The 25,656-nt window shown below is 42.2% G+C and carries 25 protein-coding genes; 7 read left to right on the forward strand and 18 right to left on the reverse strand.

Annotated features, from left to right (window positions below; translation table 11 throughout):
• Positions 1-13: 13 nt before the first annotated feature.
• Positions 14-2,143 carry a sensor domain-containing protein gene (locus AM500_RS16160; protein WP_231688016.1) on the reverse strand — a complete coding sequence of 710 codons (2,130 nt, stop codon included), beginning with the start codon at positions 2,141-2,143 and terminating at the stop codon, positions 14-16.
• Positions 2,144-2,550: 407 nt separating this feature from the next.
• Between AM500_RS16160 and AM500_RS16165 the strand changes: the two genes are divergently transcribed.
• Complete coding sequence (locus AM500_RS16165) at positions 2,551-3,009, forward strand: YkyB family protein (protein WP_053600129.1); 459 nt, start codon at positions 2,551-2,553, stop codon at positions 3,007-3,009.
• Positions 3,010-3,235: 226 nt separating this feature from the next.
• A complete protein-coding gene (locus tag AM500_RS16170; protein WP_053600130.1) occupies positions 3,236-4,384 on the forward strand; it encodes an aminotransferase A in 1,149 nt (382 codons plus the stop codon).
• Positions 4,385-4,568: 184 nt separating this feature from the next.
• On the opposite strand, the gene AM500_RS16175 is transcribed toward AM500_RS16170, so the two are convergent.
• From AM500_RS16175 to AM500_RS16205, 8 genes are all read right to left on the reverse strand, one after another.
• Positions 4,569-4,934 (reverse strand): hypothetical protein, encoded by a 366-nt coding sequence (locus tag AM500_RS16175; RefSeq protein WP_043933507.1) that lies wholly within the window; start codon positions 4,932-4,934, stop codon positions 4,569-4,571.
• A 57-nt stretch (positions 4,935-4,991) separates the two neighbouring features.
• Positions 4,992-5,867, reverse strand: a complete 876-nt coding sequence (locus tag AM500_RS16180; protein WP_053601747.1) for an NAD(P)-dependent oxidoreductase — start codon at positions 5,865-5,867, stop codon at positions 4,992-4,994.
• A gap of 270 nt (positions 5,868-6,137) precedes the next feature.
• A complete protein-coding gene (locus AM500_RS16185) occupies positions 6,138-6,923 on the reverse strand; it encodes an SDR family oxidoreductase (RefSeq protein ID WP_053600131.1) in 786 nt (261 codons plus the stop codon).
• A 99-nt stretch (positions 6,924-7,022) separates the two neighbouring features.
• Complete coding sequence (locus AM500_RS25885) at positions 7,023-7,166, reverse strand: hypothetical protein (RefSeq protein ID WP_197282603.1); 144 nt, start codon at positions 7,164-7,166, stop codon at positions 7,023-7,025.
• 600 nt (positions 7,167-7,766) lie between these two features.
• Complete coding sequence (gene ptsP / locus AM500_RS16190; RefSeq protein WP_053600132.1) at positions 7,767-9,482, reverse strand: phosphoenolpyruvate--protein phosphotransferase; 1,716 nt, start codon at positions 9,480-9,482, stop codon at positions 7,767-7,769.
• A complete protein-coding gene (locus AM500_RS16195; RefSeq protein ID WP_043933510.1) occupies positions 9,482-9,748 on the reverse strand; it encodes a phosphocarrier protein HPr in 267 nt (88 codons plus the stop codon). The genes ptsP and AM500_RS16195 overlap by 1 nt, the downstream gene beginning before the upstream one ends.
• Positions 9,749-10,340: 592 nt before the next feature.
• Positions 10,341-11,087: an SDR family NAD(P)-dependent oxidoreductase gene (locus AM500_RS16200; protein WP_053600133.1), complete on the reverse strand. Its 747-nt coding sequence runs from the start codon at positions 11,085-11,087 to the stop codon at positions 10,341-10,343.
• A gap of 124 nt (positions 11,088-11,211) precedes the next feature.
• A complete protein-coding gene (locus AM500_RS16205; RefSeq protein ID WP_053600134.1) occupies positions 11,212-11,406 on the reverse strand; it encodes a hypothetical protein in 195 nt (64 codons plus the stop codon).
• A 434-nt stretch (positions 11,407-11,840) separates the two neighbouring features.
• On the opposite strand from AM500_RS16205, the gene AM500_RS16210 reads away from it, so the two are divergent.
• A complete protein-coding gene (locus AM500_RS16210) occupies positions 11,841-12,029 on the forward strand; it encodes a YkvS family protein (RefSeq protein ID WP_053600135.1) in 189 nt (62 codons plus the stop codon).
• A 48-nt stretch (positions 12,030-12,077) separates the two neighbouring features.
• Here the strand turns inward: AM500_RS16210 and AM500_RS16215 are convergent, their stop codons facing one another.
• Positions 12,078-12,746 (reverse strand): oxidoreductase, encoded by a 669-nt coding sequence (locus AM500_RS16215; RefSeq protein WP_053600136.1) that lies wholly within the window; start codon positions 12,744-12,746, stop codon positions 12,078-12,080.
• Between the two features lie 163 nt (positions 12,747-12,909).
• Here AM500_RS16215 and AM500_RS16220 point away from each other — a divergent pair, with 163 nt between their 5' ends.
• The gene (locus tag AM500_RS16220) at positions 12,910-13,521 is read left to right on the forward strand and encodes a CPBP family intramembrane glutamic endopeptidase (RefSeq protein ID WP_053600137.1); all 612 of its coding nucleotides are present in this window, start codon (positions 12,910-12,912) and stop codon (positions 13,519-13,521) included.
• A gap of 30 nt (positions 13,522-13,551) precedes the next feature.
• On the opposite strand, the gene AM500_RS16225 is transcribed toward AM500_RS16220, so the two are convergent.
• Positions 13,552-14,598, reverse strand: a complete 1,047-nt coding sequence (locus AM500_RS16225) for a YkvI family membrane protein (RefSeq protein WP_053600138.1) — start codon at positions 14,596-14,598, stop codon at positions 13,552-13,554.
• Between the two features lie 212 nt (positions 14,599-14,810).
• On the opposite strand from AM500_RS16225, the gene AM500_RS16230 reads away from it, so the two are divergent.
• The gene (locus AM500_RS16230) at positions 14,811-16,970 is read left to right on the forward strand and encodes an ATP-dependent Clp protease ATP-binding subunit (protein ID WP_053600139.1); all 2,160 of its coding nucleotides are present in this window, start codon (positions 14,811-14,813) and stop codon (positions 16,968-16,970) included.
• Positions 16,971-17,193: 223 nt separating this feature from the next.
• On the opposite strand, the gene AM500_RS16235 is transcribed toward AM500_RS16230, so the two are convergent.
• The gene (locus AM500_RS16235) at positions 17,194-18,888 is read right to left on the reverse strand and encodes a M3 family oligoendopeptidase (protein ID WP_053600140.1); all 1,695 of its coding nucleotides are present in this window, start codon (positions 18,886-18,888) and stop codon (positions 17,194-17,196) included.
• 260 nt (positions 18,889-19,148) lie between these two features.
• Positions 19,149-19,589 (reverse strand): MarR family winged helix-turn-helix transcriptional regulator, encoded by a 441-nt coding sequence (locus AM500_RS16240; protein WP_053600141.1) that lies wholly within the window; start codon positions 19,587-19,589, stop codon positions 19,149-19,151.
• A 166-nt stretch (positions 19,590-19,755) separates the two neighbouring features.
• Here AM500_RS16240 and AM500_RS16245 point away from each other — a divergent pair, with 166 nt between their 5' ends.
• Positions 19,756-20,994 carry an MFS transporter gene (locus AM500_RS16245; RefSeq protein ID WP_053600142.1) on the forward strand — a complete coding sequence of 413 codons (1,239 nt, stop codon included), beginning with the start codon at positions 19,756-19,758 and terminating at the stop codon, positions 20,992-20,994.
• 554 nt (positions 20,995-21,548) lie between these two features.
• Here AM500_RS16245 and AM500_RS16255 read toward each other — a convergent pair.
• Positions 21,549-22,076 carry a hemerythrin domain-containing protein gene (locus tag AM500_RS16255; RefSeq protein WP_231688017.1) on the reverse strand — a complete coding sequence of 176 codons (528 nt, stop codon included), beginning with the start codon at positions 22,074-22,076 and terminating at the stop codon, positions 21,549-21,551.
• A 208-nt stretch (positions 22,077-22,284) separates the two neighbouring features.
• On the opposite strand from AM500_RS16255, the gene AM500_RS16260 reads away from it, so the two are divergent.
• The gene (locus AM500_RS16260) at positions 22,285-22,626 is read left to right on the forward strand and encodes a hypothetical protein (protein ID WP_053600144.1); all 342 of its coding nucleotides are present in this window, start codon (positions 22,285-22,287) and stop codon (positions 22,624-22,626) included.
• 120 nt (positions 22,627-22,746) lie between these two features.
• On the opposite strand, the gene AM500_RS16265 is transcribed toward AM500_RS16260, so the two are convergent.
• From AM500_RS16265 to AM500_RS16280, 4 genes are read right to left on the reverse strand one after another with little or no spacing between them, the layout of a single operon-like run.
• Positions 22,747-22,974, reverse strand: coding sequence for a hypothetical protein (locus tag AM500_RS16265; protein WP_156319832.1), 228 nt, complete (start codon positions 22,972-22,974; stop codon positions 22,747-22,749).
• A gap of 53 nt (positions 22,975-23,027) precedes the next feature.
• On the reverse strand, positions 23,028-23,312 hold the full coding sequence (locus tag AM500_RS16270) for a ferredoxin family protein (RefSeq protein WP_053601749.1): 285 nt from the start codon (positions 23,310-23,312) through the stop codon (positions 23,028-23,030).
• Complete coding sequence (locus tag AM500_RS16275) at positions 23,312-24,607, reverse strand: FAD-dependent oxidoreductase (RefSeq protein ID WP_053600146.1); 1,296 nt, start codon at positions 24,605-24,607, stop codon at positions 23,312-23,314. Before AM500_RS16275 ends, AM500_RS16270 begins: the two co-directional genes overlap by 1 nt.
• Positions 24,600-25,631: an electron transfer flavoprotein subunit alpha/FixB family protein gene (locus AM500_RS16280; protein ID WP_053600147.1), complete on the reverse strand. Its 1,032-nt coding sequence runs from the start codon at positions 25,629-25,631 to the stop codon at positions 24,600-24,602. The genes AM500_RS16275 and AM500_RS16280 overlap by 8 nt, the downstream gene beginning before the upstream one ends.
• Positions 25,632-25,656 lie beyond the last annotated feature (25 nt).

Below are 25,656 nucleotides of genomic sequence, written 5' to 3' on the forward strand. Positions count from 1 at the left end.
TAAAGGCTTTTAGCTAGCATTCCTCGAGTATTCGAAAGCTTGTTTTCATGTAACTTTTCTCGACTTCTTTTACAGTAATGGGCTTAGCGAAGTAAAAGCCCTGCGCCTTATGGCAGCCTTCCCCACAAAGCCACTCTGCTTGTGTGGCATTTTCGACTCCTTCGGCAATCACTTCAACTCCAAGGCTTTTTCCAAGGTGAACGATCGCTGATGCAATTGCGGCGTCTTTTTGGTTTTCAGTAATATCTTTTATAAAGGATTTATCAATTTTTAGGACATCAATCGGAAATTCCTTTAGGTAGCTTAAGGATGAATAACCTGTACCGAAGTCATCTACAGAAATAGTAATACCTAAATCTTTTATACTTTGAAGCGCTGGGATTGCCTCGGTTTTGTTTTGCAGTGTGCCTTCTGTTATTTCAATTTCCAAATAGGATGGAGAAGGCAAATATTTCTCGACCGCAGTTTTTAAAAATGCTGCAAATGATGGCTGCTGCATCTGCTTTGGAGAAATATTGATAGCAACTCTGAAACCAAAGAATCCTTTGCGGTTCCACGACCTAATTTGCTTGCATGCGTTCTCTATCACCCAGTTGCCTATTGGCACAATTAGCCCCGTATCCTCAGCAAGAGGGATAAAAGTGGCAGGCGAAATTGAGCCAAGTTCTTTAGAATCCCATCGCAGAAGAGCCTCAAAGCTCCTTACTTCACTTGTGGAAAGGTCAATTTGCGGCTGATAATACAGGCATAACTCTTGTTTATCAATTGCTTTCCGTAAAAGAGTTTCCAATGCTAGAACATTTGAGATAGAAGAGTTCATGTCGGAACGGTAAAATTGGAAATGGGCTCTGCCCCGTTCCTTGACCCGGAAGAGGGCTTCATCGGCATTCTTTAATAACGTTTCTGCATCCTTGCCATCATTCGGGTACATACTGATACCAATACTTGGCGAAATAAAATATTCCTGTGAATTAAAATAAAATGACCTTTTGAATAATGACAAAATCCTTTGGGCAAAAAAGATGGCTGCCTTCCTGTTTGTCCCAAGCAGGAGTATATTGAATTCGTCCCCTCCCTGCCTATAAACCAGACAGCTTTCATTTGAACATTCAGAGAGACGGGCAGAAACCTTCTTTAATATTTCATCACCGACAAGATGGCCGAGCGAATCGTTTAAATGTTTAAAGCGATCCAGATCAATTGAAATTAAGGCAAATTCCTTTTTATTCCGGGAAGGTGAATAAAGCTCCTCGTTAAGCCGGTCAAGGAGCGCCCTCCTATTCAGTAAACCAGTCAGTTGGTCATGGAAAGCCATATACCTAATCATTTCTACATTCTTTGATTGCTCAGATATATCTCTGATAATCACATAAATACCAAGAACGTCCCCATAAACAATGATTGGTACCGTCCTGATATGCAATGTGAGCAGATGTCCATCATTCCCAGAAAACCTGCAATCAAGTGATTCAAGAGCTTTTCCGTTCCCTGTATCCTCAACGAGGCTCTTGAAGCTTTCGAAATCAATGTCATATACCAAATCATAAATGGACATGCCTTTCAGCATATACTCTCCATAGCCGGTCAACGCAGCCGCTGCAGGATTCGCTTCGAGAATCTGTCCTTCTAGATTAATTGAAAAAATGGCATCAATATTATGCTCGACAATTGATCGATACCGTTGGCCAGCATGAATAATCGCATCTTTTTCATTCAGAGATGTGGTAACATCCCTGGTAATCCCGACAATATACTGTATTTTCCCTTCTGAGTCCCGGACAGGAGTAAGGACTGTCTCTCCATAGTATTCTTGGCCTTTCTCAAGAAAGGAGGCGTCAAACACTAAAGTTGAAGAATTAGTTTGGAGAACTTTCTCATATTCCTGCTGAAGATGCTCAGCCACTTCTGCCGGAAGGACTTCCTGAAAAGTTTTCCCAAAAGGGTCATCTGTCAGTGTGATTCTTTTCGCCGCTATTTCATTGGCAAAAATATACCGAAAACTCGGACCTTTATCGACCTTCATAATGAAGACCATATCCCTGATATGCTTCAAAATCACATCATAAAGGATTTTTTCTATCTTCATCCCCCGCCTGGAGGCTTTATTTCCCTTTTGTCCCGATGGACTGTTGATTAACTCCATAAAATCATCCTCTAAACTTGGAAAAATTCAATGTTAATTAGTCTGATCAGGAAGCTAATTCCCTAAAAGTTTAAATACCATAAATCTACAAATTTCCCGATATGTCTATCATACTATAAGAATTTTGTAACTGTGAATGCCTTTTCAAAAAAGTTTTATTTGGTGACCATAAATAACTTTTAATTTCTCATCATCTGCTCCTAATAATTACAAATATCTAATTGTTAAGGTAGTATCCAAATTAAAAAGCCTGAAAAAAGCCCTGATTACTTCATTTGAATATTTGGAATTATACAGGAAGAAAAACCTGTATGACTTAATGGGATAAGGGTCTTAATTAGATGCTTTCTAATCATTCAAAAATGGGTATAATAGAATATGATTCTATAATTGAAAGGAGACTTTGCTTGGACAGCAATAGGAAAAGACCTCCAGCAATCCAGTCAGTTCAAAATCTCTCCCAGGCAATTTATATTGTCAACCGGCATGCAAAGACTGCGCCAAATCCAAAATACCTTTACCTGTTAAAACATGAATCACTTAAGAAGATGCTTCGGGAAGGAAAGGCAAAAAAAATTGGTCTGCACTTTTCAAATCGGCCAAAAAATAGCCAGCAGCAGTCCGATGTCCTCGTTGAATGCGGAAAATATACTTTTCATATCCCGCCCGAGAAAAAAGATTTTGCCGAACTTCCCCATCTCGGCCAGCTTAATGACCTGATCCGCAATCCTAAAGCTTCGATTCCACTTACACATGCAAAAGCAATTCTTCAGGCATACACTGGCATAAAGGAAACACCCGATCCTCCAGACCGGAAAAAAACTTATCAAAAACCTGTCTTTAAAAGGCTGGGTGAAAGTTATTAATGATTAGCGCTGCTTCCATGCGGCGCTTTTCACTTTTTTACTGCAAAGGAATAAAAAATTTGTAAACATATATATCATTTCATTGTGTTTTTATACATACCAAGAAACCCCATCCCTTAAATAACAAAAACTTGTGTTTTGTTTGATAAAGCATGATATTGCGCTTACCTGCAGTTTTCCTGTAGGATTGAAGAATGATAAAAATGGAAAGGCGTGTATCTGTTCAATGGAGCATTTAATTAATCAAAGAGTAAAAGCAATAGAAATTTCCGGCATCCGAAAATTCTTTAATATGGTGTCAGATGTAGAGAATGTAGTGTCTCTTACTATTGGGCAGCCTGACTTTCCAACACCCAAACATATAAAAGAAGCTGCAGTTAAGGCTATCCACGAAAACCGGACCGTATATACCCATAATGCTGGCATGATCGAGACAAGGCAGGCCGCTTCGGATTTTGTCCGTGAAAAATACGGTCTCATTTATGACCCCCAAACAGAGGTTATAGTAACAAGTGGAGCCAGTGAAGCGATTGATATCACCTTTCGTTCGATTTTAGAGGAAGGGTGTGAGGTCATTCTTCCGGGTCCCATTTACCCAGGCTATGAGCCTATCATTCGGCTATGCGGGGCAATACCAGTGCATGCGGATATCCGGGAAAACGGGTTTCGTTTCACAGCTGAGCTAATCCGTAAGCATCTAACAGAAAAAACCCGATGCATCGTCCTCCCATACCCTTCCAATCCGACAGGGGTCAGCCTCTCGGAACAAGAGATCAAAGACATTGCCGAGCTCGTTAAGGGGAAGGATATCCTTGTTTTGGCAGATGAAATTTATAGCGAACTGATTTACGGGCAAGCACATTTTTCAATCGGTTCCATCCTTAAGGAACAAACGATTGTAATTAATGGATTATCCAAATCACATTCCATGACAGGATGGCGCATCGGTCTTCTTTTTGCCCCGGAGAAGTTGGCAAAACATATCTTGAAAGTCCACCAATACAATGTAACTTGCGCAAATTCAATCGCACAGGTTGCGGCAACAGAGGCATTAACGTTAGGGAAGGACGACGCGCTCCCAATGAAAAAGGAATATGAAGCGCGGCGCAATTATGTTTATGATAGGCTAGTTGCCATGGGACTCGATGTGCCTATGCCCGACGGAGCATTTTACTTTTTTGTTAAAATCCCGCCGTCCATGAACCAAGATTCATTCGGATTTGCTCTTGACCTTGTTGACAAGGCTAAGCTAGCTGTTGTCCCAGGCAGTGCTTTTTCTGAATTTGGCGAAGGCTACTTCCGCCTCTCCTATGCGTATTCAATGGATACCCTGAAAGAGGGTCTGGATCGACTTGAAGGCTACCTGAATAATTGAAACAAAATCCCCGAAGCATCCGCCGCGGGGATTTGTTCTTGTAAAATAAATTAAAGTTTTCGCAAATTTAGATATCATTTTCCAAGTTGGTCTACGTCTAGCTACACAAGGAAGTCTTGGCAGCATAAGCATCGCACGAATTAGGCGATAGCGTAATGAGGAGCGCCTATCGCTTTTTTTTTATTTATACCATCTTTCTAATGAAACGCACTTCCCGGTAGCCCTCAATTTTATCGGTCGTAAAGAGGCCGATTTCTGCATACGTCCCTTTCAGGTCAATAAGGGTTGCTTCCAATTCTTCGGGAGATTTGGGCTTCGGATAACCCAGTCTCTTTATTTCTTCCATTAAAATCCGGAAGCCGCCATCTGTTTCAATATGGCTGAATTTAGGAGGCAATGTACCCATCACCTCATTAATCAAGGTTAACTCCCATTTAATTGGCCTGGCATTGGTAACTGTTTTTTCCCTAGTAAAGCCATCAATTCTGACCAAGTAGCGTCCATCTTCCAATTCATTGAACTTATTTTTCACATCATCAAACAGGCTCATACAAAACGCCCCCTTTACTGTAAATGTATTTTTACAAAGGGGAATTTAGAAGAGATGTTAGGCCCAGTATTTATATAGCGCCTGCGTTCCGCTGTTTTCTTCTCCCTGTTCCGCAAGCTGTTCATATAAAGATTTAGCGAGGGAAAGTGCCGGGGCATCCATCCCCATTTTTTCAGCTTCCTCGAGGGCAATTCTCATGTCTTTGATAAAATGCTTTATGTAGAAGCCTGGTTCAAAATCTCCCTTTAGCATTTTAGGTGCAAGATTTGAGAGATTCCAGCTTCCTGCTGCACCTGTAGAAATGCTCTTTAATACATTTTCCGGATCGAGGCCGGCTTTTTTGGCATAAACCATTGCTTCTGCAACACCCATCATCGTCGAAGCGATGGCAATCTGATTACACATTTTCGTGTGCTGCCCTGCACCAGCCTTTCCCTGATAGACAATGTTTGTTCCAAGCAATTCAAGCAAGGGTTTTACTGCAAGAAAGGCTTCTTCATCACCGCCAACCATGACAGCCAGCCGCGCATCACGAGCCCCAATGTCGCCACCAGAAACAGGGGCATCAAGGGAATGCATCCCGCGCTTTTTCGCTTCCTCATAAAGCTTGGCAGCAAGCGATGGTGTAGATGTTGTCATATCAACAAAATAAGTGCCTTCTCCTGCACTATCCATGATTCCTCCAGTACTTAAGTACACTTCTTCAACATCATGAGGATAACCGACAATTGTAAAAACCACATTTGCCCCGCGGGCTGCCTCACCAGGACTATCAGCCCAAGCTGCCCCTTTTTCAAGCAGGCTTTCGGCTTTTTCCTTCGTCCTGTTGTATACAGTAACTTTATAACCGCCCTTTAGCAAATGGCTGGCCATGCTATGACCCATGACTCCGGTACCGATAAACGCTATAGAAGTTGTTTCTGGTGTTAACATAAAATCAATCCCTTCCATGCTATTTCCTTTATAATACCGTATTACTCACAATACAGCGCAAAAAAAGACTCGCACAAAATGCGAGTCCCAAACTTGTAGTTTGGCTGCCGAAATCCAAAGTTTGGTTTTTATTTTAAAAATACCGATGATATATGTCTCTAAAAAAAAGAAAACCCGGAGCTAATCATCTCCGGGTGTGCCAATCTCCAAATTATGCACAATGATAGTCTTTCCCCATTTATAAAAAAACAAACAGTATTTGAAAATAAATTAGATCGATTTAACCATTCCCCCATCAACAATAAATGCTTGTCCTGTCATATAGGTATTTGCAGCTGAAACTAAAAAGGCACCCACTTTCGCAAATTCCTCAGGTGTTCCATATCGCCCAAGCGGTATATTCTTTTTCACATTGCTTTCGACAGCTTCAAGGTCAACCCCAAGATTTTCTGCTCTGAACTGATCGAGATGTTTCGTACGGCCCGTCGAAATCCTTCCTGGGGCGATTGTATTAATTAGAATCCCGTAAGGTGCAAGTTCAGAAGCTAGTGTCTTTGACATTCCGACAATACCAGCCCTAAATGTGTTCGACAATATTAAGCCTGCGATCGGTTCCTTGATAGAAGAAGAAGCGATATTCAGAATTTTCCCTCCGTTTTCCTTCATATAAGGCAAAACCCTTTGGATAAGTCTGACATAGGATAATAAATTTAACTCGAATGCCGCCTGCCATTGTTCTTCAGCTAATGATTCAAAACTCCCTGCCGGAGGCCCTCCAGAATTATTGACAAGGATATCAATAGTGCCAAATTCATTTACAGCACCGGAAACCAGATTTCTTATATCCTCTGTCTTCGTCAGGTCTGCACGTATGTAAATTGCCTTTCCATCCCCTAATTCGCTAAGCTCTTCCAAACGCGTCTGAAGCTTGTCTTCTTCCCTTCCCGAGATTATGACATTTGCCCCTTCCTTAAAAAGCTCTCTTGCGATTGCAAAACCAAGCCCTTGGCTTGAAGCAGCAATAAGCGCAGTCTTGCCTTTTAAATTAAAATCCATTGCTCTACCTCCTCTATCTTTTTATTTATTATACTCCATTACATTCTATCAAACAGAGAAAACCCCTTCTGTTTAAAGAAGGGGTCCGTACCATTTCATCTAGAGTGCGCCTACCTGGTTTTTCTTTTTAGAAGTTCCCAGCGATTTCATCTGTCCCATCAGTTTGTCTCGAGAGTCCTTGTTCCTCATTAAGTAAGCAAGTCCAAGGCCAACAGTTGTCATAACCATCTTTTTTCTATCCATTTTAAATAGCCTCCTATCTAATCTGTGTACATAGAAAAAATTCCCGTTCCCTTAGGACAGTAAACCCTTTCTTAATAAAAAGAGGTTTCCTCAGTTTCCTCATATTCCCACCAACTATCATGACTTATCACTTTAATTCCAGGTACAGAACAAAAGCGCAAGCGCCTTGGTCATCACCGTACAAAATGGACGGACTTCGACTGAGATAAAGTGAAACTTCCATCAGCGATTTTTGCTGATGGTTAGTTGAACGAATCGGACCTTTAGGGTCAGTTGCCGACGGAGGAGGCTTACTGAGCTTAAGAGGGGATAAAGGAATTACGAAGAGCGATAGCGATTCGATGATGACTTATCGTAGGGAGAAGGCCAGAAGTTTGCTGGGTGATAGGCGCTGGAGCTAGACGTAGACAAAATCGGTAAAAAGTTATCCACAGGCGAGGAATTTATAATTTCCTAAACGAAAAAAAATCCGGCTGCATTATGCAGCCGGCAAAAAGGGGGAAAATGAGAATGATTAGCTTACACTAAATCATACTAGTTGCTTGATAGTAATTTACCCGCAAGCTTGTCCCCCAAACCATTTTTTATATTTCAATTGTGTTACAAATTCGCGGCTGATTTTACCGCTGCAATGACTTCTTCCATTGTGCTCATGGACAATGCTTTTTGAGCCAGCTCTTCCATCTCGGCTTTTTTAAGCTTTTTGATTTGATTCCGGGCTTTTAAGATAGATGTAGCACTCATGGAGAATTCATCGAGTCCGAGCCCTACAAGCAGAGGTATGGCTGTTTCGTCACCGGCCATTTCTCCGCACATTCCAGCCCATTTCCCTTCCGCATGTGCTGCGTCAATCACCATTTTAACAAGGCGAAGAATAGCAGGGTTGTATGGCTGGTATAGGTAAGATACCCGTTCGTTCATCCTGTCTGCCGCCATTGTGTATTGAATCAGATCATTCGTACCAATACTGAAGAAATCTACTTCTTTAGCAAATTGATCCGCAATTACAGCAGTGGAAGGAATCTCAACCATGATTCCCAGCTCTATCCGATCAGAAATGGTTGCGCCTTCGTCCGCAAGCTTGGCCTTCTCTTCCTCAAGCATAGCTTTTGCCTGGCGGAATTCTTCGAGGGTTGCAATCATCGGAAACATGATTTTCAGGTTTCCATAGGAGCTTGCACGCAGCAAGGCCCTCAGCTGAGTCCGAAAAATCCCTTGCTCTTCCAAGCAAAGCCGGATTGCCCTAAAGCCAAGAAACGGATTCATTTCCTTTGGAAGCTGTAAATATGGAAGTTCCTTATCTCCGCCAATATCAAGTGTCCTTACGACGACTGGACGGCCCTCCATGCCTTCGAGGACAGCTTTATAGGCTTCGAACTGTTCATCTTCGGTTGGAAGTTGGTCGCGGCCCATGTAAAGGAACTCAGTCCGGTACAAGCCGACTGCTTCTGCCCCGTTTTCCCGAACGCCTTTAAGATCCTTCGGTGTTCCTATGTTAGCACCCAACTCAACTTCATGGCCATCAGCTGTAACGGTCTTCTCGTTGACAAGCTTCGCCCATTCCTCTTTTTGTGCTTCATAGTCAGCCTTTATCTGCTCATATGCCTGAACAAGTTCGGGAGTTGGATTGATATGTACCTCTCCCTTTAGCCCATCGACAATGACCAAATCACCATTGTTAATGGTATCGGTTGCATTTCTTGTGCCAACAACTGCAGGAATCTCAAGAGAGCGCGCCATAATCGCTGAATGCGATGTCCTTCCGCCAATATCGGTCGTAAACCCTTTGACAAATTCACGATTTAATTGGGCTGTATCGGAAGGGGTTAAATCTTCGCCAACTACAATGACCTCCTCGGCAATCATTGAAGGATTAGGAAGCTGAACACCAAGAAGCCTCGCAAGTATCCGTTTTGTAACATCCCGGATATCGGCAGCCCTTTCTTTCATATATTCATTATCCATTTGTTCAAACATGGTAATGAACATGCTAGCGGTCTCATTTAAAGCAAACTCGGCATTTACGTTTTCAGTCCTAATTCTGTCCTCAATTGGTGAAACAAGTTCAGGATCAGACAGGACAAGCAGATGTGCTTCAAATATTGCCGCTTTATCAGGCCCTAACGTTTCATTGGCTCTGTCCCTGATTAGTTCAAGCTCGGACTTTGACTGCTCGAGGGCTTTACGAAAACGTTCCACTTCAGTTCCTGGATCCAAAATGGATTCCTTTGAAAATGAAAGATCAGGTTCTGTCAGCCTGTAAGCTTTGGCAATCGCTATTCCATTTGAAGCAGCAATACCTTGAAGGAAAGCCATTATTCTGCCAAACCTTCTTTTTTCAAGGTTTCTTCAAGTGTGCGAAGAGCCTCTTCTGAATCTCCACCTTCAGCTGAAATGGATATGGATGCACCCTGGCCGATTCCTAATGACATAACACCCATAATAGATTTTAAGTTCACTTTTTTGCCTTTGTATTCGAGGTTTATATCAGAATCGAATCTGCTTGCAGTTTGCACCAATAGTGTTGCTGGTCTAGCATGGATGCCAGTCTCCGCTGTTACTTTGAATTGTTTTTCTGCCATGTGAATCAAACTCCTTAGGTTTGTTTTTTTGAGAATATTGCTGCTATAATACTATTCCCCAATTGATATTTAGAAAAACTTGACATTCACCAGATCATGTTTTCAGTGACTCCTACAATAGGAAAGTATGTACTTTTTCCTTATACAAATTGGTTGCAAAAAGTGCAATTTCTCACCCTCATTAACTTATACAATTTACGATTATTAGTCAACAAATCAGGTATTTGTATAAATTATTTAAAAACCTACTGGCATCTGTAGTATTTCAAAAGGTTGTATTACTATGTATATTAAATGGAAAATTAGTTTACCCTTCGATTCCCCCACTCATCAAAGGGGTCCTCTTGAAATTACTCAAGGGGAACATAGAGAATCTCCCCATATCCCTTTTTTCTCAATTGAGTCTTTACGTATTCCCTTACTATCAAAAGAGATTTCTTCGTTCATTTATATAAATGTTTCTTAACAGTACGGAAATTTACCATTGCCCTTCATTTGCCAATTAGGGTATTTCATTTTCAGTTTCCCCATAGTTTCCAAGACTCCCATATCCCCACTCCTCTATGTATAATTCACCACTTTCTGGTCTGGTCTATTCCTCATAGATCATTTTTTTTGTCATGCCGCCATCAATCGTCAAATTTTCGCCGGTAATGAAATCATTTAATGGGTCAGAAAGAAATAGGCAGGCCCGGGCAATATCATCAGGTTTTCCTACACGCCCGCTTAGATGCTGTTTATGGTCGCGTTCGGAAAGCGCCTCATAGTCCACTGTTTCAATCCAGCCGGGGCTTATGGAGTTTACTGTAATTCCATAGGGGCCAAGCGTCCTGGCAAGTGCATGAGTCAGGGCTACAATCCCTCCTTTGGATGCAGAATATGCTTCAGTATTCGGTTCGGACATAAATGCTCTGGTCGAGGCAATATTAATGATTTTACCGCCTCCTTTTTCTTTCATCATTCTGGCAGTTGACTGCGACAACAAAAAAGTGCTGCGGAGATTCGTGTTGATGATCTCATCCCACTCTTCTACTGTAAGCTCAAAAAAATTGTTGAACTTGGATATTCCTGCGTTATTAATCAACACATCAATTTTTTCAAATTTTTTTACTGTTTTCTCCACTAGCAAAGAAATGCTGTCCCCATTTTTTACATCTGTATCAAAGAAGACAGCCTCGCCTGGATATCGGGATAACTCTTGGACAAATACCTTGCCTGCCTCCACGTCTACATCTGCCAGAGCGAGGTTTGCACCTTCTTCTGCAAACATCTGTGCAATTCCCTTACCAATGCCGTTTGCAGAACCAGTAACAATTACGGTCTTCCCTTCAAACCGCATATCAGATTTCCCCTTTCGTATTTTCATTTCTTATATCATGGCGCTACTTTGTTGATTCTCTGCACCACCTAATACTCGGTTTAAATGAGCAATATTAATTAGAAGGGAGAATTATTTTTCAAATTTAACTGCGCGGGTCACTTTGATATTCATAAATGACTCCTCCCCCGCGTTGGGCAATTCCTCGGAAATGCTTAAAGTCCTCTCTGTTTACCAAAACAGTTCTAAATGGCAAAAAGTCCTCGTTCGTAACATAATACTCCGCGAGAACTCCATCTCGAAGCTGGTCAAGAATTTCATTTACTTCATTTTCTGTCATACTATCACCGCCCCTTCCTTATTTAACCGAATAATAATCTTCCTTCGAGTTTCTGTCCAGTTTCCCCATTTTTTGAACAATTTCTGAAAAATAGTGAATATGTATATATAACTGCTAATTTAATCAGTAACCGGATTAAAAATAGCATAAATGAAACGGAAAATGCGTGTTCTTCCCTCAAATACGCGGATTTTCCTGAGCCTTTCAGAAAGTGCAGAAACCCATCAATGTCATGTAGGAGGAAAGGGGAATTTCTTAACCCCAACACAACCAGCCAAAAAATCTTATTATTTAAAAAAGAAAGCCTTTACGTTTTTATCTTTTTAGTGCAAACTGTTATTAAAATCTTTTAGATAGAAAATTTTTACTAAATGGCAAGGGGTAACCCAGCTTAAGTATGCCAGTAGAAATGGGAGCATAAAGGAGAGAGACAGTTGAAAAGAGCAGAAGTGGGAAATGTAATTGAATTCCGCGGAGGACTTCAAGGAGTAGTTGAAAAAGTAAATGAGAACTCAGTAATCGTCGACCTCACTTATATGGACAATTACCGGGATTTGGAGTTGGACCAGCGTACTGTCATTAATCATAAAAACTATAAGGTTATTAGAGAAAGCGTAAATTAAATATACGTGCAAAAGCAGCCGGGCTTCATACCAGCTGCTTTTGCTTTTTTAATTTTTTACCATTCCCAGCCTTGCTATTTCATCGGACTCTATAATTCTGACTCCACTCTTTGGTTTAATCGCAGTGATGGCCATTGAAGCGGCTACAACATGTCCCTCGACTGGTGCATATTTTTTAAGTTTCCCAGGCAAAATTCCAGCGAACGGACGGTACACCCATTCGGCCAATTTTTCACCAAACCTGAATTCCTCCCTTTCTCCAACTAAAAGGGATGGCCTAAAGATTGAGACAGATTTAAAAGGCAAGCCCGCTAGCGTCTCCTCCAATTCCCCTTTCACTCTGCTGTAGAAAAAAGGAGAATCTTTTCTTGCTCCCGTAGAGGAGATCACGAGGTAGTGTTTCACTCCGTTTTCAATACCAAGCCTTGCTGCTTCAATAGGATATGTGTAATCGACCTTGCGGAATGCTTCCTGGGAGCCGGCTTTTTTAATTGTTGTTCCTAAACAGCAGAATATATCATCCACATGAAAGAGTTCAGGATGCTGATTCATTTCATTCATATCAATAATGTATTCCTTTATTTTTGGGTTCGTAAAATCCCCTGTTCTTCTAACCACAAGCCTCAGCTCGGAATACTCATCCATAGACGATAAAACGTGGACGAGCTGCTTACCGACCAGCCCTGTTGCCCCAAGTATCAGCGCGCTTCTTTTCATTGGACTCCCCCTTCTTTCTTCAACTATACTTTCTTCCTTATTTATTGCCAACCTGCATGCCTGTCTAGAAGAAAGGGAAGAATAATAACAGGTATGTGCTTTCATGAGCCCTTATATTTTGCTACAATAGGCTCATTGTTTGAAAGGAGCATGACATTTTAATATGTTATTGGAAAAACTGGATTACCCCCTGCTTGCAGGTTTTATACTCGCTCACTTATTGCTTTTTTTCACATTTCAGGATAAGGATATTTTTTGGTATATCTTTTCTGCTTCTCTGCTATTTTTAACTATTTGGACCATTTGGCAGGAAGATGTTGATGACCAGCTATCCTTTGGCCAATACATGGCTTTGGGGATTGCCTCAGGTCTCCTCATATACGGCTTGTTTTATACAGGAAACTTGTTGTTCAAAATGTTGGGCTTGCCGTTTGAGGACAATATAGCGAAGCTTTATAACTGGTTTGCCCCGAGTAAATTTTGGCAATATATCGCACTCATCCTAATAGCTGCACCGGGAGAAGAGTTATTTTGGAGAGGGTTCGTTCAAAAGAGGCTTATAAGAAAAATGTCACCGCTTGCCAGTGTCCTTATCTCTTCTGTAATGTATGCCTCAGTAAACATTTACTCCAATGAATTCCTGCTTGTATTAGCAGCCTTGGTATCCGGAATAGCCTGGGGCCTCCTCTATGCATGGAAAAGAAGCATGCCTCTTGTCATAGTCTCTCATCTAATTTTCGACCTGCTACTGTTTGTATTTATGCCACTAAATTAAAGTATCCGCGCTGCGGCGGATACTTTTCGTTTATTTCTTTTTTACAGGCATGGGTTTGGCCCATAACAGCACTAAAAAAGCTAGGCTAACGTATCCGAATAATGGATAAAGGAAAGACAAGAGTGTTCCATAATGAATCAAACTTGCCGCGTAGGATACGATAAATATTCCGGCCGTTATTGTCATCGTATTCAATGGCAAGTATTTTCTTAGCTGTCTCTCAAGTCCATAAATATTTCCTATGACAGATGTAAAAATCTCTGCATACACAATCCCCACAAAAATCCAATGGAAACCGGCTGCGAGTCTGAGCATTACAGCCGCCATTGGGATTTCATAAGTTTCAAGGTTTGGGAGCATGACCATAGTCAAATGACTAGAAAACAAGATGAGTGTCAGTGCTATTCCCCCGAGAATCCCCCCCCACTTAATCGTCCAGTCATCACGTACTTCGGCGGCTATCGGTACAAGTACTGCCTGGGAAAGACCAAGATTAAAGGCAATGTATAAAAATGGGGAAATAAACCCCCTCCAGCTTATGCTATCATCATCCATTTTAAAAAAAGCATCCTTCAACCCGGGATTGTCCAGTGACAGAATCATAAGAAACAAACTGAAAGCAATCATTGCCGGTACAATGAAGGTGTTTACAGCAAAAAGGCCTTTTGTGCCAACAGCCATAACAATTACCGACAAAACAATGGTCGTAATAACGCCGTAATGGCTTGACACACCGATTTGCTCTTTAAACACCGCCCCCGCCCCGGACATCATCACTGAGGTCACTCCTAGCAACATGAGCAGCATAAGGATATTGATTATTTTAGCTGCAACCCGCCCAAATAAAAATTCATTAAATTCTTCATAAGTTTCTGTTTTTGCCCAGACAGCGAGCCTCATTAACTTAGATCCAAGCGCAACAAGCAAGTAGCCGCTAACTAAAATCCCAATGAACCCAATAAATCCATAACGTGAAAAAAACTCCACAATTTCCCTTCCAGTTGCAAACCCCGCTCCCACTACAGTTCCCACATAAACAGCGGCGATTTGGAAGGCTCCTGTCCAATTCCGTTTCAAAGAGACATCCCTCCCCATTAAACTATATGGGAAATAGGACAAACCATTCCTACCTTGCAAACTTTAAAAGAAAAACTCTCTTCCATAAATTGGAGTACCTTTTCAATAAAGATTTTTAAGCAAATCGGTTGAAAGTCAAAGAAGGTCAAAGTATACTTAAAATCAGAAAGGTCAAAGTTAGTCAAAATCAAACTTTTAAGGGAGGCAGAACTATGCTTTGCCAACAATGTACACAAAACCAGGCAACAATTCAGTTAAAAATAAATGTTAATGGTATGAAAAAAGACTTTATGCTATGCCAGGATTGTTACACCAAGGAGCGTCAGGCAATGGCAAGCAGCTTTGGGCCATCTGCCGGAATACCTTCTTCTTTCTTTAACTTTAATACTCCACCATTTGGCGGCCAGGACATCCCAGACCAAGACTTTGCCGAAGCTCAGGAATCCAAAAAGGCTAAGGCTGGCAATGGTTTCTTTGACAATTACGGAAGAAATCTGTCACAAGCTGCTAAAGCGGGTTTAATTGACCCTGTTATTGGACGTGATGAAGAAGTTGAACGCGTTATTGAAATATTGAACCGACGAAATAAAAATAATCCAGTGCTAATCGGTGAACCGGGTGTTGGTAAAACCGCTATAGCCGAAGGCCTGGCTTTGAAAATAATAGAAGGCAAGGTCCCTGCGAAACTGGCAAACAAGGAAATTTACTTGCTGGATGTGGCTTCGCTTGTTGCAAATACCGGCATTCGCGGCCAATTCGAAGAACGTATGAAGCAAATGATCTCAGAGCTTCAAAAACGCAAAAATATCATTCTGTTTATAGACGAAATACACTTGCTGGTAGGTGCAGGCTCCGCAGAAGGATCAATGGATGCAGGAAACATTCTCAAACCAGCACTTGCCCGTGGAGAATTACAATTAATTGGCGCGACAACCCTAAAGGAATATCGCCAAATTGAAAAGGATGCAGCTCTTGAACGAAGGTTCCAGCCAATTCACGTTCATGAGCCATCTGTTGAGGCAGCGATTGAAATACTAAAAGGGATTCAATCTAAATATGAAGCCTTTCATGAAGTAAGTTTCTCCGAAGAAGCTATCAAGGCTTGTGTCCAGCTATCACACCGGTATATCCAGGATCGGTTCCTGCCTGATAAGGCGATCGACCTCCTTGATGAAGCTGGCTCCAAGCTAAACCTTGCTTCTGGCAGCATTTCCTCCAAAGAGGATATTGATGCTAAGTTAAAGAACATCGCTGCTCAAAAAGAAATTGCATTAAAAGAGGAGAACTATGAAAAAGCCGCTAAGCTGCGTGATGAGGAGGCTGAGCTGGAAAAACTCTTAAATGAAGTCCAGCCCAAAAATCGGCCTGTAGTAGAGGCTAGCCATATCCAAACTATAATCGAAAAGAAAACCGGTATCCCTGTAGGCAAATTGCATGAAGGGGAACAACAAATGCTGAAAAATCTTGAAGAATCAATTGGCAGGAAGGTAATTGGGCAAAAAGAGGCTGTGAAGAAGGTTGCTAAGGCTATCCGCCGCAGTCGCGCAGGCCTGAAGGCAAAACAAAGGCCGATTAGCTCATTCCTGTTCGCCGGCCCAACAGGTGTCGGGAAGACCGAACTAACAAAGACTCTAGCCGCGGAGCTATTCGGAACAAAAGATGCCATGATCAGGCTTGATATGAGCGAATACATGGAAAAACACAGTGTATCAAAGCTTATTGGTTCACCTCCTGGCTATGTTGGCTTTGAGGAAGCTGGCCAACTGACCGAGAAGGTCCGCAGAAATCCATACAGCATTATCCTGCTAGATGAAATTGAAAAAGCCCATCCTGATGTACAGCATATGTTCCTGCAAATCATGGAGGATGGACGTTTAACCGACAGCCAGGGCCGAACTGTCTCCTTCAAGGACACAGTCGTCATTATGACTACAAACGCCGGAGCAGGCTTCAAGCCTATCCACGTCGGCTTTGGTAACAGCGGGCAAAGCAAACAAACCGGACTTCTGGAATCCTTGGATGGCTACTTCAAGCCCGAATTCCTGAACCGCTTTGATAGCATCATTGAATTCACACAGCTGGCAAAAGAAGACTTGCTGCAAATTGTTGACTTGATGATTGCAGATTTAAATGCAACACTTGCCGAACAAAGCCTGTCTTTGGCTGTCACTCAGGAAGCTAAAACCAAACTAGCCGAACTTGGTTATCATCCGGCATTTGGTGCCCGCCCATTGAGGAGGGTCATCCAGGAGCAGCTTGAAGACAAAATTGCTGATTTGATTCTTGATCAGCCAGATTTGAAAAAGATGGAAGCTATTCTTGATGGAGATGGAATTGTCCTGAAAGAACGAGCTGTAGAAGTAAATAATTAGTACAATGAGAGGTTGTCCAAAAGTTACTTTTGGGCGCCTCTTTTTTGTTGAATGAACAGGGCAATTGATTCTGGCTCCACAAAGGGAAGCACCAGAGAGTAATCATCGCAGGGACAGGGGTTTTCATCTCCAGACTCTTTTTCCTCGCACGTCCCTGCTGATAATTTTATTACCTGATGAAAAGGACCCAGAAAATATCCCGGGCCCTGTTTTACATTATTATTTAAAGCTTCTTGTCATCGACTGAATCAAGCCAATTTTCAATTACCCCGACAACCGATTCCACGCAACCATCCTCGAATGGAGAAATGAGACCTGCTTCCTTTACAAGCCCAAGGAAGGACTGGCTGCCTCCAAGCGAACAGAGATGGAGATAGTCTTTCCAGGCTGACTCCATATCCTCCTGGGACCTCTTCCAGAATTGGAATGCGCAAATTTGGGCGAGTGTGTAATCAATATAATAGAACGGAGAATTGAAGATATGGCCTTGCCTCTGCCAGAATCCGCCTCGGTTCAAATAATCATTCTCTTCATAGTTCTTGTGAGGCTGGTATTTCTTTTCAATTTCACGCCACTGTGTTTTCCTTTCAGCAGGGGTAGCCTCTGGATTTTCATATACCCAATGCTGGAATTCATCGACGGAAACCCCATACGGGAGGAATAGGAGCGCCCCTCCAAGGTGCTGGAACTTATATTTTTCAGTGTCCTCCTTGAAAAACAATTCCATCCATGGCCAAGTGAAAAATTCCATGCTCATCGAGTGGATTTCACACGCTTCATAAGTAGGCCAATAATATTCCGGGATTTGGAAATGCCTGCTTGAATAAACCTGGAACGCGTGGCCCGCTTCATGGGTCAATACATCGATGTCCCCGGATGTTCCGTTGAAGTTTGAGAAGATAAATGGCGCCTTGTAATCTTCCACATATGTACAGTAGCCGCCAGCAGCCTTACCCTTCTTGGCAACAAGGTCCATTAAGTTATTTTCCCTCATAAAACGGAAAAACTCACCCGTTTCCGAGGACAGCTCATCGTACATTTTCTGACCATTTTCAATAATCCATTCAGGGCTTCCTTTTGGTACAGGATTCCCTGAAGTATAGCTGAAGCCTTCATCATAATAATAGAGCTTATCAACACCAATTCGTTCCTCTTGGCGTTTTTTCAGTTTACTGGCAATCGGGACAATATACTCCTCGACTTGTTTTCTGAATCCGGCCACCATCTCTGCATTGTAATCTGTCCGGTACATTCTGAAGTATGCCAGTTCAACAAAGTTTTTATAGCCAAGCTTATGGGCAATTTCTGTCCTAACCTTTACCAGGTCATCATAAATACGGTCAAAGCTTTCCTCATTGCTGCTGAAGAAACCGAATTTGGCTTCACTGGCGCGTTTTCTTGTTTCGCGATTTACGGATTCCGTGTAAGGATCCAGCTGTGCAAGTGTAAGCTCTTCACCGTCAAATTCAATTTTTGCCGATGCCACAAGCTTTGTATATTCGGAAACCAGCTTATTTTCTTTTTGTAGAAGCGGGATGATGTCAGGCTGAAATGTTTTTAACTGAGCTTCCGCTAGTGCGAATAACTGTGTCCCCCATTTTGCCTCAAGCTCTTTCCTGAAGTTTGAGCTTGTTAAGGCCTCATAGTATTTGGTGACAAGCCCTTCCAGCTCAGGACCGATTTCGTCCATAAAATCCTGCTCTTCTTTATAAAATTCATCCTCGGTATCAATGGAATGACGAACTGAAACAAGCGTGAACATAGTTGTCAGCTTATTCCTTAATCCATTAATTTTGTCCATGATCCGTCCCTGCTCATCCGCACTTGCTGCGTCTTTGAACTCTTTTAGTGCAGCTTCGAATGATTGTTTCGCTTCGTCAATGTCAGGACGAGCGTATGTATATTCTTCAAATTTCAAATGGCTCCCCTTCTTTCCATTTAGTACCCTTTGGTTTCGACACAAGCCTTCCCTTTTCCTTCATATTCAGAAAAGTCTTGCAGAACAATTATAGACTTCCAAATCAATTGTGGCAATACAATGAATTTCTTGGATAGTATCCATTATCAAAAGTTAAGCCATTCCTATTTTGTATCAAAGTGTGTCGAGAATGGAAGGCATTTAGTTTACTAAACGGAACAAAAATAGACGGCTTAGCTGCCGTCTATTGCTTGAGTTATTTAGTATTTTCCTGATGGAATGCCCAGCTTTTTCAAAAGGTCAATTGCCTGGCTGCGTTCGTCCTCGGAAATACGGGACATAATTTCGTGTATATTTTGTTCATGGCTTGGAAATACCTCTTCAATAAATTCTTTTCCTTTATCTGTGATTGCCGCAAATGTAACCCTTCGATCAGTAGGACATGCAACACGCTGAAGAAGGCCTTTTTGCTCCAATTTATCAACAACATATGTTATACTTCCGCTTGCAATCAAGATTTTACTTCCGATTTGCTGCATTGGCTGGTCACCTTTATGATAAAGAAGTTCCAGGACAGCAAATTCAGTTGGATTTAATCCATTTTCCTGGATAAGCTTGTTGACTTGCTCATTAATCGCTTTAAAAGCCCTTGATAGAACAATATATAGCTTCAGTGACTGTGCAACAGAGTCTTTTTCCATATTAATCACCCTTTGTAGTATAATTAACGTATCTCGAATTCAAGATAATTATAATAAATTGGACAGCCACTGTCAAATCAAGGGACTACAAAAACTTGTTTCCTCTTTTGGATTTTAGTTTTATTCTATAATTATAGAAAATTTTAATAGAGGAGTTCGTATAGATATGACTTCACAGGCTGCATCTGCTGTTAAGACCCAAACTAACCCTGAGGCAACTACATACAAAATTCTGTTTGTTATTAGTATTTGCCATTTATTGAATGATGCGATTCAGTCGGTTGTACCGGCAATGTTTCCAATTCTAGAGAAATCCCTTGGCTTGAATTTTACCCAATTGGGGTTAATTGCATTTTCCCTGAACATGATTTCTTCTGTTATGCAGCCTGTTGTCGGCCAGGCTACTGATAAACGGCCGCTTCCTTATGCCCTTCCAATTGGATTGGCTTCTTCAATGGCTGGCGTCCTCGGGCTTGCTTTTGCACCTAATTTTACATTAATCATTCTATCCGTTATTTTCATTGGCCTGGGTTCCGCTGTTTTCCATCCAGAAGGGTCAAGGGTCGCCTATATGGCAGCCGGGACTAAGAGGGGGCTTGCTCAATCAATCTACCAGGTAGGCGGTAATTCCGGACAGGCATTGGCTCCCTTGATTACAGCTCTCGTGCTTGTACCTTTCGGGCAAAAGGGAGCAGCCTGGTTTGCTATTGTAGCAGCTGTCGCTGTCACTCTGCTCGTTTATATTGCACGCTGGTACTCAGGAAGACTTGAAACCGCGAAAAGGGCTTTGGGTGGCAAGAAATCGGCTGCTGTGCATTCAAAGCCCCTGTCTAAAGCTGTAAAGCTTGCTTTATTGTTCATTTTACTTTTAATTTTTGCGCGTTCCTGGTATATTTCTGGAGTCACAAATTTCTATGCGTTTTTTGCAATTGAGAAATATGGATTCTCGATTCAGCAAGCCCAGTACTTGCTATTTGCATTTCTTGTTGCCGGTGCAATTGGGACATTTTTCGGCGGTCCGCTAGCCGACCGTTTCGGGAGAAAGAAAGTCATAGCTGGATCTATGCTTGCTGCGGTCCCATTTTCTATCGCAATCCCTTTCCTCCCTCCTATTGCTGCATTGCTTTGCCTTCTTTTAAACGGATTTATTCTAATGACGAGCTTTTCTGTAACGGTGGTATATGCGCAGGAGCTTGTTCCTGGGAAAATCGGCCTCATGTCCGGGCTGACAGTCGGCCTTGCGTTTGGAATGGGAGCGATTGGATCAGTCGGACTTGGATATGCAGCAGATTGGGCGGGCCTGCCGGAAATGATTACAGCGTTAGGATTCCTTCCTTTGCTGGGGCTTATTGCGCTTTTGCTTCCGCCAGATGAAAACGTCAGACAATGGAACAAAGCAGATTGATTTAAATATTGCAAAAAGGCATGGCCCTTCAGCCATGCTTTTCCTATTATACAATTTGTTTTTTATTTATAAGAAAGTAGGCGAAATTTCCTGATAGGATTACCACTCCGATTGAAAAAGTGATACCCGCAAATGGAGCCAACAATGGATAACCGCCAATGTTGACAGTAAAGAAATTCACAAACAAGTCTTTTACTTTCATGATTGTAGTAAGTGTAATTCCAATGTCAAAAACTATCTGCTTAACACCAAAAATGGCAATCAACTAAATGACCGGTGTATTGGCATCGTTTTGACTTCAAATTGCATTCGAAATGTGTCCAATAACAGGTATTGGCATCGTTTTGACCTCAAATTTCATGCGAAATGTATCCAATAGCCGGTATTGGCATCATTTTGACCTCAAATTTCATACGAAATGTATCCAATAGCCGGTATTGGCATTGTTTTGTGATCTGAATACACCCGAAATCAATCAAGGTTGCAGCTCTGAAATTAAAAAAGGATATACCTTTCGATAGGTACATCCTTTAGTTTCGATAGTATAATCTTATTTAAATTTCCTGAATCCGGCGATGAAGTTCCGCCTTTTCTTCTTCTGACAGCATCCTCTGCGCCATTGGGAAAAGCACATTTTCTTCCTTGGCAAAATGGTCTGTTAATGTATAGTATGCTTCCTTGATTTGCTTAGCAAGTGTGTTGATTTCATCAATTGTAAAGTTTACATTTTCAGCCCCGGTAGTGGCGAGATAATTTCCAATCAAGGTTTTGGCACGGTCATGTTCGTATTCCATGACTGCAATCGGCCCCGAGGTTCGCCCAATATACGTACCCATCATTTCAAACAGGACACCCTCTTCCCTGTCTGAATGAGGGCCAAGATCCGCAATGAACTCCTGGGTCTTAACTGTCAGTTCCCTGAAGTTCTCTGTCACATCAACTCCATTTTCAATATGCGTAACCAACTTTAGCAACCCCTCCAGCTGTTCAAGTAAAGGAGGATGCTCATTTTTCAATTGCTGTAACCCCTCACACAATACGATAGTTCCCATGCCTCCGAAAGAGCTCATACATCCACTCATTCTATTTTCCCCTTTCCAAATAGTGTTTTAATTTATTTTTAGTATAGGAGGATTGGCAATGAATAGTTGTGATGAATGTCACTCGACAGAAAATCGCCACATATTACAAGAGTGAATTAAATATTCGAAAAAATTTAACATTTACTTAAACATTTATATAAGGACACGACATATAATTTAGGTAAGACCTTAAAGGGAGGGACAAAGAATGAATTTTCCATATTATAGAGAGTTTTACCCAACAGCAATGTTGCAAATAGGCCAAAATGATTCAGCTATATTAAGAGACTCCTGCCTTACAAACTCCGGACCTACTCATTGGTTGATCGCCTTGCAGGAAGAAAAAATTGAACTTCCGGAGGATTATTGCCACTGGAAAGTTGTTGTTTATACTGCCGATTCAGAAGGCTCCTTTAATTGGGAGACTCCCTATTATTCATCACCTTTGTTTGATGCAATTGAACCCGCAATTGAACTCGCCCAGCATTACCAACAATGCGGAACGAATGACGAACTTTGTTCCCTTGAATTAAATACAAAAATCAGTTAGCCCTCTGGCACGTTCCCCTTAAAGCTTCACCTCTTTTTAACCTCAATTGTGAATTCCTATACATAGCGTGTGAATAGTGGAATATAAACACACCTACCTTTTACTCTTTTTATATGATCATTAATAAGGGCTGTTTGGTTCGAGGAAGCTTTTTGCTAATGGATCTTCAAGTGCTTTTATTGAAGACCACACTGACCATTTTTTGCTCATAGAGTCTTCAAGACCTTTTATTGACGACCCTGTAAATAATTTTTTGCTCATAAGGTCTTCAAGGATCCTTATTGAAGACCGCACCAACCATTTTTTGTTCGTAGGGTCTTCAAGATCCTCTTCCAATGCGAAAAACAAAAAGCTGCCCCTCGGACAGCTTTTTGTCTTATTTTTCGGAGGATTCAACAGAATTACGCCAGTCTAAAGACGATTCCGTGTCCTCCCTTAGGATATTCCCATTTGATATTCTGGTGTGGGCAGCCAATCCGGCAGCTTCCGCATTCATGGCAGCCTTCATAGCCGACCTGCATACGTGTTCCTTCCCACTTGTAGACTTCGGCAGGGCAGAATACTGTGCACAGTTTGTCAGGGCATTTAGTCGAGCAAATGTCTGTATCCAAAACAGTCAAATGAGATTTTGTATCACATTTGAAACGAAGCAGATATTGTTTTTCTTCGAGGGTTTTAGTGGACATTATTTCACCGCCTTCCATGCGCGATAGACATCCTGAAGCACCTTAAAGGTACCTCGTTCACTGGTAATGCTCTTCACGATCTCTTTTTGCTTGTCACGTTTAGGAGTGCCATCAACCGTAAAGAATTTGCTCATGGCCTGATTCATCATCGGTACATATTCCTTGAAATATTGCGGGTATTTCTCAAATGTATGCGCCGCATCCTTGTACTTTTCCAGATCCTTCATAATAAAGCTTCCGTATAAAGCATCACGATAGCTGTTCAGGCTTGCCTGGCTATAATTGCCACGGGCTTTCGCCTGGATAATTGCCTCAGCAGCCAGCTTACCGGAATACATCGCCATATTCGAACCTTCACGGTGAATTGCATTGACCAGCTGAGCTGCATCTCCTACAACAACCACTCCATTGCCAACAACCTTAGGAACAGAACGGAAGCCGCCTTCCGGAATCAAGTGCGCGAGGTATTCTGCCGACTCTCCACCTTCAAGCATAGGCTTGACCATCGGGTGAGTCTTTAAATAATCCAAAAGATCATACGGTTTTAATTTTGCTTTTATCATGCTTGATAAAGTAGTCCCCACGCCTATGTTGAGGCTATCCTTATTTGTATACAAGAATGCCGTTCCAAGGTTACCTTTGGTTGAGTCACCAAAGATTTCAATTGTACATCCATGGTTCCCTTCAAGATTAAAGCGGTCGTTAATTTTTTCTTTTGGAAGATTGATAACTTCCATGACGGTCAAGGCCACTTCGTCCGGGCGGAATTCTTTGTGGAAACCAAGCTGTTTGCCGAGCAGTGAGTTAACTCCATCGGCCAGGACAACTACGTCCGCGTAAACATCCCCATCCGGTCTGTCCGTGCGTACTCCGACAACTTTCCCATTTTCCACAATACACTCAGTTACTACTGTTTCATTGATGAGCAATGCTCCCTGCTCGACCGCCTTTTGAGCAAACCATTGGTCAAATTGGGCACGAAGGACCGTGAAATTGTTGTAAGGCTCCTGGGCCCATTCTAAGCCCTTATAGCCAAAAGATACCACCGATTCCTTATCCATCATCCAAAATCTTTGTTCAACGACAGGGCGCTCAAGCGGGGCTTCCTTCCAGAAATCAGGAATAAGTTCCTCCGTCTGTTTTCTATACAATACGCCGCCCATAACATTCTTTGCTCCAGGATATTCGCCTCGTTCAATCAGTAACACATTAAGGCCATTTTTGGCGCAGACTAAGGCACATGCGGTACCCGCAGGACCTGCACCGACAACTATTACGTCAAACTTTTCAGGCATAACTGATTTCACCGCCCTTTTGATTCCGGATCTGTTTAAATTGTTCAGTTAATTTAGGTACGATTTCAAGCGCATCCCCTACAATCCCATAGGTGGCTACATCAAAAATCGGCGCATTCGGGTCCTTGTTGATTGCGATGATAAACTCTGAATTTTTCATGCCAACAACGTGCTGGATTGCCCCTGACACCCCGATGGCAAAATAAATCTTAGGTGTAACGGTTTCCCCGGTTTGTCCTATCTGAAGTGAATGCGGCAGCCAGCCGGCTTCCACAACATCCCTGGTTCCCCCGACGGTAGCGCCAATGGTTTCTGCAAGATCGTAAAGCATCTGGAAGTTTTGGAAATCTCCAAGTCCTTTGCCGCCACAAACAATAACATGGGCATCTGCAAGGTTTGCAGTATTTGTTATGTCATTCACAATTTTAAGCACTTTTGTACGCATGTCTTCTTCAGAAAGGTCAATACTTTCCTCTATGATTCTGCCTGGCCTTGATGTATCAGGCTCAAGTGCTTTCATTACCTTTGGTCTTACGGTTGCCATTTGCGGCCGGTGCTTTTTACAAAGAATGGTGGCCATTATATTTCCGCCAAATGCCGGCCGGCTTGCTTCAAGAAGCCTGCTTGATACATCGGCATCGAGCATTGTCGTATCGGCTGTCAGGCCGGTATTAAGGTCGGTTGCCACCGCGCTTGCCAGATCCTTCCCATTTGGAGTAGCCCCATACAGGAATATCTCGGGCTTATATTTTTCAGCAAGCATAATTACGACCTTCATAAACGATTCAGTCCGGTAATGCTTTAAAACAGGGTGGTCGATAACATATACTTCATCAGCGCCGTAAGCAATAACGGTTGATGAAAGCTGCTTAACCTTTTCCCCAAGCAACACCCCGGCAAGTGGGACCTCAAGCTTATCAGCAAGCTGTCTGCCTGCTCCAAGCAGTTCAAGTGAAACCCCTTCAATTTTCCCATCTGTCGCTTCTATAAAAACCCATACTCCTCTGTAATCATCCAAATTCATTTCGATCCTCCTATCCTCATAGAAC

It is taken from the genome of Bacillus sp. FJAT-18017, assembly GCF_001278805.1.
In the GTDB taxonomy this organism is placed as follows: Bacteria; Bacillota; Bacilli; order Bacillales; family Cytobacillaceae; genus Bacillus_D.